General features: G+C 64.5%; 11 protein-coding genes. 2 read left to right on the top strand and 9 right to left on the bottom strand.

What is annotated here, in order from left to right:
- Nucleotides 1–32: 32 nt before the first annotated feature.
- Nucleotides 33–1,070: a tryptophan--tRNA ligase gene (gene trpS, locus OCA5_RS00055; RefSeq protein WP_012561702.1), complete on the bottom strand. Its 1,038-nt coding sequence runs from the start codon at nucleotides 1,068–1,070 to the stop codon at nucleotides 33–35.
- Between the two features lie 48 nt (nucleotides 1,071–1,118).
- Complete coding sequence (gene murJ, locus OCA5_RS00050) at nucleotides 1,119–2,678, bottom strand: murein biosynthesis integral membrane protein MurJ (protein ID WP_012561703.1); 1,560 nt, start codon at nucleotides 2,676–2,678, stop codon at nucleotides 1,119–1,121.
- Nucleotides 2,679–2,848: 170 nt separating this feature from the next.
- On the opposite strand from murJ, the gene OCA5_RS00045 reads away from it, so the two are divergent.
- On the top strand, nucleotides 2,849–3,850 hold the full coding sequence (locus OCA5_RS00045; protein WP_012561704.1) for an adenosine kinase: 1,002 nt from the start codon (nucleotides 2,849–2,851) through the stop codon (nucleotides 3,848–3,850).
- Nucleotides 3,851–4,000: 150 nt separating this feature from the next.
- Entirely contained in the window at nucleotides 4,001–4,330 is a 330-nt protein-coding gene (locus OCA5_RS00040) for a hypothetical protein (protein ID WP_012561705.1), read from the top strand.
- 24 nt (nucleotides 4,331–4,354) lie between these two features.
- Here the strand turns inward: OCA5_RS00040 and OCA5_RS00035 are convergent, their stop codons facing one another.
- From OCA5_RS00035 to dnaA, 7 genes are all read right to left on the bottom strand, one after another.
- Nucleotides 4,355–5,725: a malonyl-CoA decarboxylase gene (locus OCA5_RS00035; protein ID WP_012561706.1), complete on the bottom strand. Its 1,371-nt coding sequence runs from the start codon at nucleotides 5,723–5,725 to the stop codon at nucleotides 4,355–4,357.
- A 39-nt stretch (nucleotides 5,726–5,764) separates the two neighbouring features.
- Entirely contained in the window at nucleotides 5,765–6,682 is a 918-nt protein-coding gene (locus tag OCA5_RS00030) for a pirin family protein (protein ID WP_012561707.1), read from the bottom strand.
- Nucleotides 6,683–6,884: 202 nt separating this feature from the next.
- Nucleotides 6,885–9,323, bottom strand: coding sequence for a DNA topoisomerase (ATP-hydrolyzing) subunit B (gene gyrB / locus OCA5_RS00025; protein WP_012561708.1), 2,439 nt, complete (start codon nucleotides 9,321–9,323; stop codon nucleotides 6,885–6,887).
- 343 nt (nucleotides 9,324–9,666) lie between these two features.
- Nucleotides 9,667–10,815, bottom strand: coding sequence for a DNA replication/repair protein RecF (recF, locus tag OCA5_RS00020; protein ID WP_012561710.1), 1,149 nt, complete (start codon nucleotides 10,813–10,815; stop codon nucleotides 9,667–9,669).
- Nucleotides 10,816–10,892: 77 nt separating this feature from the next.
- Nucleotides 10,893–11,264: an endonuclease domain-containing protein gene (locus OCA5_RS00015; protein WP_012561711.1), complete on the bottom strand. Its 372-nt coding sequence runs from the start codon at nucleotides 11,262–11,264 to the stop codon at nucleotides 10,893–10,895.
- 66 nt (nucleotides 11,265–11,330) lie between these two features.
- On the bottom strand, nucleotides 11,331–12,449 hold the full coding sequence (gene dnaN / locus OCA5_RS00010) for a DNA polymerase III subunit beta (RefSeq protein WP_012561712.1): 1,119 nt from the start codon (nucleotides 12,447–12,449) through the stop codon (nucleotides 11,331–11,333).
- Nucleotides 12,450–12,620: 171 nt separating this feature from the next.
- Complete coding sequence (gene dnaA, locus OCA5_RS00005) at nucleotides 12,621–14,054, bottom strand: chromosomal replication initiator protein DnaA (protein WP_012561714.1); 1,434 nt, start codon at nucleotides 14,052–14,054, stop codon at nucleotides 12,621–12,623.
- Between the last annotated feature and the right edge of the window lie 94 nt (nucleotides 14,055–14,148).

Raw genomic sequence — 14,148 nt, 5'->3', positions numbered from 1 at the left:
TTACGGATAAGGCGCTTGGGACGCCGGTGCGGCTATTTGGCCTGCACGAAACCGACGATATTCTTGACCGCCTTCATGGTCTCGGAGGCGATGGCGCGGGCGCGCCCGGCCCCCTTTACCAGCACCGCATCGACATGGGCGGGGTCCTGCATCAGCCGCTTCATCTCGTTGCCGATCGGCCCGAGCTTGTCGACCGAGAGATCGACCAGCGTCGATTTGAAGGTCGAGAACTGCCCGCCGCCGAACTCGCGCAGCACGTCCGCCTTGGTGCGGCCTGCGAGCGCCGCATAGATGCCGACGAGGTTGTCGGCTTCGGGGCGCGCCTTGAGGCCGTCTTCCTCGGAGGGCAGCGGTTCGGGATCGGTCTTGGCCTTGCGGACCTTCTGGGCAATGGCGTCGGCATCGTCGGTCAGATTGATGCGCGAATAATCCGAAGGATCGGATTTCGACATTTTCTTCGAGCCGTCGCGCAGGCTCATCACGCGCGTCGCGGGGCCGGTGATCAGCGGCTCCGGCTGCGGAAAGAACTTTGCGTCATAGCCTTTGGCGGCAATCGATTCCGAGAAGTCGTTGTTGAACTTCTGTGCGATGTCGCGCGCAAGCTCGAGATGCTGCTTCTGGTCCTCGCCGACCGGAACATGGGTCGCGCGATAGACCAGAATGTCGGCCGCCATCAGGTTCGGATAGGCGTAAAGCCCGACGGAGGCGTTCTCGCGATCCTTGCCGGCCTTCTCCTTGAACTGGGTCATGCGGTTCAGCCAGCCGAGGCGGGCGACACAGTTCAGCACCCAGGCGAGCTCGGCGTGCTCGGCCACCTGGCTCTGGTTGAACACGATATGCTTGTCGGGATCGATGCCGCTCGCAAGGAACGCCGCGGTCACTTCGCGGATGTTGTGAGTGAGCTCATCCGGGTTCTGCCACACTGTGATGGCGTGCAGGTCGACAACGCAGTAGATGCAGTTGTGCGTCTCTTGCAGCTTCACGAAATTGGCGATGGCGCCGAGATAATTGCCGAGGTGCAGATTACCGGTCGGCTGGACGCCTGAAAAAACCCGCTGGATTGCTGTCATGATGTCGTTCCCGTGGAAGCGCCATGTGGTGGGAGCCGCTTCCGCCGCTCACTTGCCACGCGTCCCGTTCTCGCGCAAGTCGCCGAACGCCTCGCCCCAGCTCACCACGTTGAAGAGGTCGAGCAGTAGCCCGTAGAACGAAATGCCGGCTGCCACCATGCCGCCGAGAATGGTGAGGCGGGTGAAGAACGGCGCGGTTTCCATCACCGGCGCGACGAAATACTGCGAGGTGAAAAGCGTGGCTCCCATGATCGCCGCGCAGAGCGCGATGCGCGGCAGCCGCCTGCGCGCGGCGGCGTCGATCGAGAAGCCGAACGACGTGGCGCCGCGCCACAGCAGGAGCGCCGCGCAGCCCCATGCGCCGAGCGAGATGCTCGCGGCAATGCCGGCAACGCCGAATGTGTGGCTGACGAGAAGGCCAACGGAGACCGCGAGTGCAATGCCGGCCAGCGTTGCAAGCAGCGGAGTTCTGGTATCCTCCCGGGCGAAGAACGCAGGCGCCAGCACCTTCACCAGCACATAGGCGGGAAGGCCGAGCGCCAGCACCGACAGTGCTTCCGCGGTTGCGGCCGTGTCCGTGGCGGTGAACGCGCCGTGCTGAAACAGGATGCCGACGATCGGCTGGCTCAATAGCATGAGGCCGAGCGTTGCCGGCAGCACGAGGCCCAATGCGAGTTCGACGCCGCGCGATTGCGCGTGGGTCAGCGCTGCGCGGTCGTCGTTCTGAATCGCGTGCGTGAACTCCGGCATCAACACGGTGCCCATCGCGACGCCGACCATGCCGAGCGGCAGCTCGATCAGGCGGTTCGCGAAATAGAGCCACGACACCGCGGCCGGTGCGCCGGAGGCGATGATGGCGCCCGCGACGATCAGAAACTGCGGCCCGGAATTGGCGATCATGCCGGGCACCGCCTTGCGGAAGAAGGCGCGGATTCGCGGGCTGAAGGAGATGCGTAACGGCGTAGCGAGGCCGGCGCGCCATGGCCGGCGCTGGATCAGCACTGCCATCTGGAAGCACCCGGCAACGCCGACTGCACCTGCAATGATGGTGGCGGAGGCCTGCGGATCATGCCGCCAGACCAGCAGCGTCAGGATCACCGCGATCATCATCAGGTTGAACAGAACCGGGGAGAACGCGGTGAGCAGAAAGCGCCGCTCGGCATTGAGCACGCCCATCATCACCGTAGTCGGGCCCACGAAAGCAAAGTAGGGCATCATCAGCCGCGCATCGGTGACGGCAAGCTGCATGGTGTCGTGGCCGACAAAACCCGGCGCCATCACCGCGATCACGAGCGGCATCACACCGGTGAACACCACGGCAATGCCGATCAGGATCAGGCAGAGGCTGCCCATCACCTCGCCGGCAAACGCAGTGGCGGCGATCACGCCTTCATTGTCGCGCAGCCGCAGATAGCCCGGCACCAGCGCGGCGTTGAGCGAGCCCTCCGAGAGTGCGCGGCGGGCGACATTGATGAACTGCAGCGCGACCAGAAACGCATCCGCCACAGGCCCCGCGCCCAGCAGCGCCGCGATCAGCGTGTCGCGCAGAAAGCCGAGGACCCGAGAGATCAGCGTGCCGGCGGAAACCGTGAGAATGTGGCGGATCATCGGAGTCTTGAAATCAGTGTCTTTGAAGGTGTCTTGGAATGGGTCGAAAGTTCGGCTGCTTGCTGGCGAGGGCGTTGTCGTGATAGGTCGCGCTGGCGCGAAGTCCATCGCGAACCCCGCCTTTTATCAGCTTTAGCCGGTTTCGGCCGCAGCCCGCAGGATTAATATTAATGAGCAGCGCCAAATACGATGTCCTTGGCATCGGTAACGCCCTTTTCGACATTCTGGTGCGGGTGGATGACAGCTTCCTCACCGGCCATGGTATGACCAAAGGCGCGATGGCGCTGATCGACGAGGCGCAGGCGGCGGCGATCTACAAGGACATGGGCCCGGCGATCGAGGTCTCCGGCGGCTCGGCCGCGAACACCATCGTCGGTGTGGCGCAACTCGGTGCGCGCGCCGCCTATGTCGGCAAGATCAAGAACGATCAGATCGGCGAGCTTTACGCCCACGATATCCGCAGCGCCAATGTCGCTTTCGGCACCAAGGCTGCAAACGATGGGCCGGCGACCGGCTGCTCCTACATTCTGGTCACGCCCGATGGTGAGCGCACCATGAACACCTATCTCGGCGCAGCGCAGATGCTCTCCGCTTCCGACATCGAGGAAGACGAGATCGCAGCCGCGTCCATCGTCTATCTCGAAGGCTATCTGTGGGACCCGAAGGACGCGAAGGAGGCCTTCGTCAAAGCCTCGCAGATCGCGCACACAAACGGCCGCAAGGTCGCGCTGACGTTGTCGGATGCCTTTTGCGTCGGCCGCTATCGCGACGAGTTTCTAGGCCTGATGCGTAACAACACCGTCGATCTTATCTTCGCCAACGAAGCGGAGTTGCAGTCGCTCTACGATACAAAGGATTTCGATGCGGCGCTGGCGCGGCTGCGTAGCGATGTTACGCTCGGCGTCGTCACCCGCAGCGAGAAGGGCTGCGTCGTCGTCGCCAGGGAGGGCGTTACCGCGGTGCCGGCGTCTCCGGTGAAGAGCGTGGTCGATACCACCGGCGCGGGCGATCTGTTCGCCGCGGGTTTTCTTTTCGGTCTCGTGCGCAACGTCGGTTACGAGCAGGCGGGGCGTCTCGGTGCGCTCGCTGCCGCAGAAGTGATCCAGCACATTGGCGCGCGGCCGCAGACTTCATTGAAAGAGCTTGCCCAGCAGCACGGATTGCCGGTTTAAGAGCGGTTTTCGACACCCTCCGGAAGTCGAAGACGCCCTTGCAGGGGGCGCGGCCAATCGCCATATCCGGAACCAAATGAATGCGATGGCGTTGAACCGCGCATTCACAGGTGGATTGCAGCGTTTTGAATTAACCGGTCCGAGGACACGATGATTACGACATGGGGCGAATGGAAGCGCTACCCGACGGCCGCGCGCGGCGATCGGCTTGAAGCGCCGATCGGCCCCGGTATTTACGAGGTGCGTATGGTCGCGACCGGTGCGCTGTTTGCGTTCGGTGCGGTCGACAACATTGCCGAGGCGCTGGCGCGCGTAACGGCGCCTTCGCGTACGCTGAAGTCGTTTTTCATCCGACGCGATGCAATCGTGCTGCCCGATCTCGAATATCGCTTTTGCGCGACCGGCACTCGGGAAGCGGCGAAGATCGCTGCCGAGCGCATGATCGGCCGCCGCGAGGCCTATCTCTCTGGCGCGGCCTGAGCGATCTCTATAAGCGCGCTATAACTACGCAGCGCCCGCCACGCGGGTGCGCAGTGCTTTGCGCACAGCCGTCGATGCCGCGATGATACCCTTCTCGACGAACGCTTCGTGATTGCTCTCGATGTCGTCGAGGTCGTAGCAGTAATTCACCATCAGCCCGTACGACTGCTTCAGGCCCTTGCCTGAGGTGTCGCCGAGATAGTCGAGCTTCTCCAGCCGCGCGCCGTTGCCGAGATGGAAGCGCGCGACCGGATCAGCGACGCGGCCTCGCTTGTCCTTCGCCTCCAGAAAATAGAACGCGGCTGCCGCAAGCATGATTGGCTTGATCTTGTCGACTGTTGCAGGGTCGTCGGTCCAGCCCGGCTGATCGAGCACGCTGAGAACATCCTTGTCGGCAGGATCGAGTACGGGCGAGGCCTCGTCGGCGCGTTGGCGCGCGAGCCATGCGGCAAAGCCCGGCACCGGCGAGAGTGTGACGAAAGTGGTGAGGTTCGGCAGTTCGCGCTTCAGATCCTCGACCACCTGCTTGATGAGGAAGTTGCCGAACGAGATGCCGTTCAGTCCGCGCTGTGTGTTCGAGATCGAATAGAACACCGCGGTCGTCGCCTGCTGCGGATCGATCGGCACGCGGTCGGGATCGAGCAGCGGCGCGATGGCGGCGGGAATCTCCTTGGTCAGCGCGACTTCGACGAAGATCAGCGGCTCATCGACGAGGCGCGGATGGAAGAAGCCGTAACAGCGCCGGTCGGGTGGAGCGAGACGGCTGCGCAGGTCGTCCCAGTTCTGGATCGCATGCACCGCTTCGTAGCGAATGATCTTTTCCAGAATGTTAGCGGGCGTGGTCCAGTCGATCCGCTGCAGCACCAGAAAGCCGCGGTTGAACCACGAGACGAACAGGTGGACGAAATCATTGTCGACCGCCCGCAGCAGCGGATGCTCGCTGACATGGCCGAGCAATTCCTCGCGCATCCGCACCAGCGCGGCAGTGCCGCCCGGCGCGAGATTGAGGCGGCGGATCAACTCCTGGCGGCGGGGCTCGGCCGCATCATGCAGCGCGCTGACGGCGGCAGGTGTCATGCCGTCGGCACGGATGGTCTCGATGGCGCGCTCGATCGCCTCGCTCTCGGGCCCGAACATCTCGGCCAGCGCTTCGAGAAACGCGAGCCGCTGTTCGGGCGTCGCCACCTCGTAGCCCGCGAGCAGAGCCTGCGCGAGTGCAACGCCGGTTGCTTCGCCGCGTCGCGACAGCAAGGTTTGGCCGAGCTCGGCGAGTTCGCCATCGGCGATGCGCGGGGCGGCACTTTGCGTCAGCCCGCGGAGCAGGTCGCGCCCGCGATCGGTCAAGGTGCTGAGGAGATTGGTGAGAAAGGCGCGGTCGAATGTCAGGCTTGGCATCGGTCGGACGTCTCCGCTGGATGATGGGTTTGCAGCAGGCTATTCCGGCAGTGGGATGAACTCCGTTTCGTCGGGCACGTGGGCGAAGCGGCCGGTTTTCCAGTCCTGCTTCGCCTGCTCGATGCGTTCGCGGCTCGAGGAGACGAAATTCCACCAGATGTAACGCGGCCCTTCAAGCGCGGTGCCGCCGAGAAACATCATTTTTGTCGGCGTTATTGCGTTGATGGTGATGCGATCGCCGGGGCGGAAGATCAGAAGCCGTGGCGCCTCATAGCGTTCATGCGCGATCTCCACTTCGCCTTCGACGAGGTAGACCGCGCGCTCCTCATGATCGGCATCGAGCGGCGCCTGCGCGCCCGCATCGAGGCTGACTTCGACGTAAAACCATTCAGAGGTTTGCGTAACAGGCGAGGTTGCACCGAAGGCGCTGCCCGCGATGACTCGCGCCGAGAGACCGGTGTCGCGCACGAGCGGCAGGCTGTCGGCGCTGTAGTGCTGGAAGGAAGGTGCAATCTCCTCGCGATCCTGCGGCAGCGCGATCCAGCTTTGCAGGCCGAGCATGCGCTGACCGTTGGCGCGCGGCACGTCGGGCGTGCGCTCGGAATGGGCGATGCCGCGGCCCGCGGTCATGAGATTCATTGCGCCGGGCTTGATCTCCTGAATGTGGCCCTCGCTGTCGCGATGCATGATGCTGCCGTCGAACAAATAGGTCACGGTGGCGAGACCGATATGCGGATGCGGGCGCACGTCCATGCCCTGGCCTGCGATGAACTGCACCGGCCCAAAATGATCGAAGAAGATGAAGGGGCCGACCATCTGTCGCTTGCCGTGCGGCAGTGCGCGGCGAACGGCGAATCCGTCGCCGAGGTCGCGGGTGCGCGGCACGATGACAAGTTCGAGCGCGTCGCAGGTGTGCGGGTCGCCGAGGATCGGATCGTTCGAAGGCATCCAGCTCATCGCGCGGCTCCTCTGGTAGGACGCGTGATTATACATCGATCGCCGGACTGCGCGAGAAGGGCAGATTTAGACTAAAGCCCGTGCGGAAACGCCGCGATTCTGCGCGTTTCGTTGTCATGGCAGAATTGTGTCACGCGCAATTCGCGCGAGATAATGTGGCGACGGCGTGATGACGCCGCCGCCCATGGCGCGATGCGGCGAATCAGACGTCGACGTTGGCGTCGAGCGAGTTGTCCTGGATGAATTCGCGGCGCGGCTCGACGATGTCGCCCATCAGCTTGGTGAAGATGTCGTCGGCGGCATCGACCTCGCGGATTTTCACCTGCAGCAGCGAACGGGCGTTGGTGTCGAGCGTGGTCTCCCACAACTGCTCGGGGTTCATCTCGCCGAGACCTTTGTAGCGCTGGTAGGCGACACCCTTGCGGCCGGCTTCGGTTACTGCCTCGAACAGGCTGACCGGCCCGTGAATCGCCGTCTCGGTGTCCTTGCGTCGCAATATCGCGCTACGCGGGAAGGTTTCCTGCAGCGCGGCAGCGAAATCGTCGAGCCTGCGGGCTTCGGCCGAGGACAGCAGCGCGTCGTCGATGGTGGCGACTTCCTTGACGCCGCGCACGGTGCGCTCGAACAGGAAGCCCTGGCCTTCGGTGAAGGTGCCGCTCCAGCCGCGCTCGACTTCGTCGGCAAGCGCATCGAGGCGCTTGGCGATGTAATCGGCGGCGTCCCGTGCCGTCTCCGGATTTCCGGTGACGCGCGCGTTGAGAACGCCGGCAATCGCCGCCTGCTCGACCACGCTGCGGTTGTAACGCGAGTGAATGTTGGCGAGCAGCCCGCGGATGGTGCGGGCATCCTCCACCAGCGCCTGCAGGTCGCGGCCCTTGCGTTCCTCGCCGGTCGCGAGCCGCAGCACGCAATCGTCGAGGCCGGTCTCGATCAGATAATCCTCGAGCGCGCGCTCGTCCTTGAGATACTGCTCGGACTTGCCGCGCGTTACTTTGTAGAGCGGCGGCTGGGCGATGTAGAGATGGCCCGCCTCGATCAGTTGCGGCATCTGCCGGAAGAAGAACGTCAGCAGCAGCGTGCGGATGTGAGCGCCGTCGACGTCGGCGTCCGTCATCACGATGATCTTGTGATAGCGCAGCTTGGACAGATCGAAGTCGTCGCGGCCGATGCCGGTGCCGAGCGCGGTGATCAGCGTGCCGATTTGCTCCGACGACAGCATCTTGTCGAAGCGCGCGCGCTCGACGTTGAGAATCTTGCCGCGCAGCGGCAGCACCGCCTGGAATTCGCGATTGCGGCCCTGCTTGGCGGAGCCGCCCGCGGAATCGCCCTCGACGATGAAGAGTTCGGACTTCGCCGGATCGCGCTCCTGACAGTCGGCAAGCTTGCCGGGGAGTGAGGCGATATCGAGCGCACCCTTGCGGCGGGTGAGATCGCGGGCCTTGCGCGCAGCCTCGCGCGCGGCCGCGGCCTCGATCACCTTGCCGACAATGGTTCTGGCCTCGGTGGGATGCTCTTCCAGCCACGCCGAAAGCGCGGTGTTGATGATGCTCTCGACCACCGGGCGAACCTCGGAGGACACGAGCTTGTCCTTGGTCTGCGAGGAAAATTTCGGGTCCGGCACCTTCACCGACAGAACGGCAGTGAGGCCTTCGCGGCAATCGTCGCCGGTGAGTGCGATCTTTTCCTTCTTCGCCATGCCCTCGGCATAGCCGGTGATCTGGCGCGTCAGCGCACCGCGGAAGCCCGCGAGATGCGTGCCGCCGTCGCGCTGGGGAATGTTGTTGGTGAAGCACAGCACGTTCTCGTGGTAGCTGTCGTTCCACCACATCGCGACCTCGACGGTGATGCCATGCTGTTCGGCGCGCATCACGATCGGTTTGTCGACCACCGCCTTCTTGTTGCGGTCGAGAAATTTCACGAACGCCTCGACGCCGCCCTCGTAATGCAGCTCTTCGCGCCGCTCGACCGCGTGGCGCATGTCGGAGAGCAGGATGTTGACGCCGGAATTGAGGAACGCGAGCTCGCGCAGGCGATGCTCCAGCGTATCGAAATCATATTCGATATGGGTGAAGGTCTCGGGCGAGGCATGGAAGGTGACTTCGGTGCCGCGCTTGCCGCCGGCATCGCCGACCACGGCGAGCGGCGCCACCGCGTCGCCGTGCTGGAATTCGATGTAGTGTTCCTTGCCGCCGCGCCAGATCCGCAGCGCGAGCTTGCTCGACAGCGCGTTGACGACCGAGACGCCGACGCCGTGCAGGCCGCCGGAGACCTTGTAGGAATTCTGGTCGAACTTTCCGCCGGCGTGGAGCTGGGTCATGATGACCTCGGCCGCGGAGATGCCTTCGCCCTTGTGGATGTCGGTCGGAATGCCGCGTCCGTCGTCGCGCACCGTCACCGAGCCGTCCGGATTGAGGATCACTTCGACGCGCGTGGCATAGCCCGCGAGCGCTTCGTCGATCGCGTTGTCGACGACCTCGTAGACCATGTGATGCAAACCGGAGCCGTCATCGGTGTCGCCGATGTACATGCCGGGGCGCTTGCGCACGGCATCGAGGCCCTTCAGCACCCGGATCGATTCGGCGCCATATTCAGCAGCCGCGACCGTGAGGTCGGGGGTCGGCAGACGGGCGGGTTCGCTCATGAAAAACCTTTGCGGATCGCAGATGCGCGCGCCTCGCCGGAGGGAGAGCGCGAAACGTCATTTTGTGCCACGAAACAGGGCCTGCGCCTAGGACAAAGTGGGTGCCATCAAGTTATTGATAAACTAGTATTTTTTGGCCCTGTTTCAAGGCCTGAAAGGCGCCTTTCGGAGGGACGTAAAAAGCCTGATTCGCAGCTATGCGGCAGGGCGTTTTTGCCCCCTCTCCCCGCCTGCGGGGAGAGGGTCGGGGTGAGGGGTTGCGGAGCGCGCTGAGGCATCTGCAAAAGGCCCCTCACCCGACGCTTCGCGTCGACCTCTCCCCGCAAGCGGGGCGAGGTTCAAATCACCCGCGCGGCGTGATCGCCCCATCCTCGACGTCAAACCGCTCGGCGCGGCTGCCTGCCTCGGCAAACGCGGCCGGGTCCGCACCCGTCATCCAGACCTGTCCGCCGAGCGTCGCAAGTTCGTCGAACAGCGCGGCGCGGCGGCGCGGATCGAGATGCGCGACCACTTCGTCGAGGAGAAGCAGCGGCACGATGCCGGTCATCTCCGCCACAAGACTCGCATGGGCGAGGATGAGACCGATCAGGAGCGCCTTCTGCTCCCCGGTCGAGGCTTCCTTCGCGGGCATGTTCTTCGGCGCATAGATCACATGCAGGTCGGTCAAGTGCGGGCCGTTCAGCGTGCGGCCCGCGGCGGCGTCGAGCAGGCGGCTCTTGCGCAGGATATCGCGGTAGCGATCTTCCACGGCGGTCGCAGGCTCGCTCATCAGCGCGTTTTCCATCCAGCCGTCGAGCGTGATGCGCGCGGAGGGAAATACGGAGGTCGCGCCGCGCGCGGCGAGCATGCCGGCGAGGCGTCGCAGCGTGTGGCCGCGCTGGGCGGCAACCGCAACGGCAAGCTCGGCGGTTTCGCGCTCGATCGCCTCGCACCAGTGCGGATCGAAATTGCGATCCTCCAGCAGGCGATTGCGCGAGCGCAATGAGCGCTCCAGCGCCGAGACGCGCGAGGAATGATCCTTGTCGATGGCGAGCACGAGGCGGTCGAAGAAGCGCCGCCGCTCGGAGGCTGGGCCGGTGAACAGCCCATCCATCGCGGGCGTGAGCCACACCATGCGTAAGTGCTCACCGAAAGCGCTGGCAGAGGAGACCGCCTCGCGGTCGATCCGCGCGCGGCGCTTGGCGTTGCCGCCCTCGGCTGACGGCGCGTCAATGCCGGTGCCGAGCGTGGCGAGCCCGAGCGCGCCTTCGACTTCCGCCGACACCGCCCAAGAGCCGTCGCCGTCGTCGCCCGCGCGGTTGGCGATGTCCTCGAACCGGGCGCGGCGCAGGCCCCGTCCCGGCGCGAGCAGCGAGATCGCCTCGAGGCAATTGGTCTTGCCCGCACCGTTCGGCCCGACCAGCACCACGAGGTCGCTCTGCGGCCGCACGCTCGCCGCGTGATAGCTGCGGAATTCCGTGAGGCTGAGGCGCAGGATGCGGGAGGGGATCATGGAATGCGGAGGTCTTCTTCCCTCTCCCCTTGTGGGAGAGGGTGGCGAGGGTCGAAAGACCCGAGCCGGGTGAGGGGTTATTCGTTTTTGCCAGCAAGTTTGGCGATTATATCCTCAAGAACGGAGGATGAATTCTGCAACACGTCGTTATTCCAATAACGCACCGTTCGGAACCCTTGAGCGGCTAACGCGGCGTCCCGTCTTTCGTCATTGATGCACGTGCTGTGCTGGCCACCGTCCACCTCGATCACCAGCCTTCTTTCGAAGCAGACGAAATCGAGAATGTAGTTCTGGAAGGGCACCTGCCTGCGAAATTTGAAGCGGGTCAATTGTCGATGGCGCAAGAGCTGCCACATGGCGGCTTCGGCATCGGTCGGTGTGTGCCGCATATGTTTCGCAAAATTGCGAATCGGTTTTGCGATCGGGCGGTGATGCGGCTCCTGTGTCATCGAACCCCTCACCCGCCCTTGCTTCGCAAGGGCACCCTCTCCCACAAGGGGAGAGGGGAAGATGCCTCACACCCGCATCGGCATCAGCACGTAGAGCGCGTCGCGGTTGGCCTTGTCCTGCACCAGCGTCGGCGAGCCGGGGTCGGCGAGCTTCAGCACCGCGGCCTCGCCCTGGATCTGGGCGGCGATGTCGAGCAGGTAGCGCGAGTTGAAGCCGATATCGAGCGGATCGGAGGCGTATTCGACCTCGAGCTCTTCGGTGGCGCTGCCGGAATCCGGATTGACCACCGAGAGCACGAGCTTGCCCGCGGACAATGCGAGCTTCACCGCGCGGCCGCGCTCGCTCGAAATCGTCGAGACGCGATCGACCGCCGCCTCGAAGTCGCGCTTGTCGACGACGAGCTCTTTCTCGTTGTTCTGCGGAATGACGCGGCCGTAATCGGGGAAGGTGCCGTCGATCAGCTTCGAGGTCAGCACCACATTGGCGAGCGTGAAGCGGATTTTCGCCTGCGACAGTTCGATGGCAATCTCGGCCTCGGTGTCCTCGATCAGGCGCTGCACCTCGCCGACCGTCTTGCGCGGCACGATGACGCCCGGCATGCCGGCCGCGCTCTTGGGCAGCGGCAGGTCGAATTGCGCCAAGCGATGGCCGTCGGTCGCAACCGCGCGCAGCGTCTGCTCCGCGGCCGAGCCTGCGGCATGCAGATAGATGCCGTTGAGGTAGTAGCGGGTCTCCTCAGTGGAGATCGCGAACTGCGTGCGGTCGATCAGGCGTTTGACGTCGGCGGCCGTGAGCGTGAACGAATGCGTCATCTCGCCGGCGGCGAGATCGGGGAAATCGCTTTCCGGCAGCGTCTGCAGCGTGAAGCGCGAACGCCCGGCGCGGATCGCGAGAACGGCGCGCTCGCCGTCGCTTTCCAGCACGATCTGCGAGCCGTCGGGCAGCTTGCGCACGATGTCGTAGAACATATGCGCGGGCACGGTGGTGGAGCCGCCGGTCGCGATCTCCGCCGGCAGCGTCTCGGTGACTTCGAGGTCGAGGTCGGTGGCCTTCAGGCTCAGCTTGGCGTTCTCGGCGCGGATCAGCACGTTGCCGAGGATCGGAATGGTGTTGCGGCGCTCCACCACGCGATGGACGTGGCCGAGAGACTTCAACAGTTGCGCGCGTTCGACCGTAACTTTCATGACACTCCGCCTGCGAGCGATCGTTTGGAGAACCGGGCAGCCGGAACGGCGCCGGTTGAAGCCGGACGCGACCGGACCCGAAGGTCCGGCCCCGCCGCGGGGGCGGTTAAGGTGCCGTGATTGGCGGCGCGACGCAAGAGAGGGACACCCGTCTTGCGACGGGTTTTCCTATCATTCCTGCAACTGGCGCTTCAGCAATTCGACCTCGTCGGAGAGCGCGATGTCCTTGGCGACCAGCGCCTCGATCTTGCGCACCGCATGCAGCACCGTGGTGTGGTCGCGCCCGCCGAAGCGGCGGCCGATCTCGGGCAGCGAGCGCAGCGTCAGCGTCTTGGCGAGGTACATCGCCACCTGACGCGGGCGCACCACGTTGGCGGTGCGGCGCGATGACAGCAGGTCGGAGCGGCTGACATTGTACTGCCGCGCGACGACGCGCTGGATGTCCTCGATCTTGACCCGGCGCGGCTCCTGCGGGCGGATCAGGTCGCGCACCTCGCGCTCGGCCATCTCCAGCGTCACCGAGGTGGCGTTGAGCTTGGAATGGGCGAGCAGGCGGTTGATCGCGCCTTCGAGATCGCGGCCGTTATGGGTGATGGCCTTGGCGAGATATTCGAGCACCGGCTCGGGGACTTCGAAGCTCGCATGGTGGGCGCGTGCCGCGGTGACGCGCGATTTGAGGATTTCGAGGCGCAATTCTTCGCCAAGGGCGCCCATCTCGACCACGAGACCGCCGGCGAGACGCGAGCGGACACGGTCGTCGAGGCTTTCCAGGTCGGACGGCGGCCGGTCGGCTGCGATCACCACCTGACGGCCGGCATCGATCAGCGCGTTCAGCGTGTGGCAGAACTCGGCCTGGGTCGATTTGCCCTGCAGGAATTGCAGATCGTCGATCACGAGGACGTCGATGCCGCGCAGCGCTTCCTTGAAGGCAAGCGCGGTTTGGGTCTTCAGCGCGGCGACGAAGCCGTACATGAATTTTTCCGCGGTGAGGTAGAGCACCTTGCGCTCGGAGGTATTGCCGGCCCATGTCACCGCCTGCAGCAGATGCGTTTTGCCGAGGCCGACGCCTGCATGGATGTAGAGCGGGTTGAACATCACGTTGTCGCCGCGGCGGCCTTCGGCGACCTGACGTGCGGCGGCAAGTGCCAGCGTGTTGGAGCGGCCGCCGACGAAGGTCGCGAAGGTGAGGCGCGGGTCGAGCGGCGAGCCGCCGAGCGCGTCATGGCTTGTCGAGACCGGCACGGTTGCGACCGCGCGCAACTCGTGATGAGCGCGATGGTCGTGCTCGGTCAGGCGCTCCTCGATGGTCGCCTTGGCGTCTTTGACGGCGGCGGGTACGCGGACCGGCGTGCGCACGGTCAGATCGATGCGGTGGATGTCCGGCATCTCCGCCTGCCAGCAGCTCAGCACGCGGTCGGCGTAATGGGCCTGAATCCAGCTCTTGAGAAAACGGGTCGGCACCGACAGATGCACGCTCTCGCCGCCGATCCGTTCGAGATCCATGCGTGCGAACCAGCTCGAATACACATCCTCTCCGACACTTGAGCGCAGGCGCCCCTTCACCCTGCTCCAACGATCCTGTTCGGTGCCCTCTGCCATTCCCATTGCGATTTACTTTTCCAGTTTGACGTTTCTGATTGATTGGTTGGTTGCGGTCCCAAGATGCGGTCCTGAGACGACCCCGCCATTCTTCGGAAGA

This window comes from Afipia carboxidovorans OM5 (genome assembly GCF_000218565.1).
Lineage (GTDB): Bacteria > Pseudomonadota > Alphaproteobacteria > Rhizobiales > Xanthobacteraceae > Afipia > Afipia carboxidovorans.
This window is presented reverse-complemented; position numbering and strand designations above follow the sequence as displayed.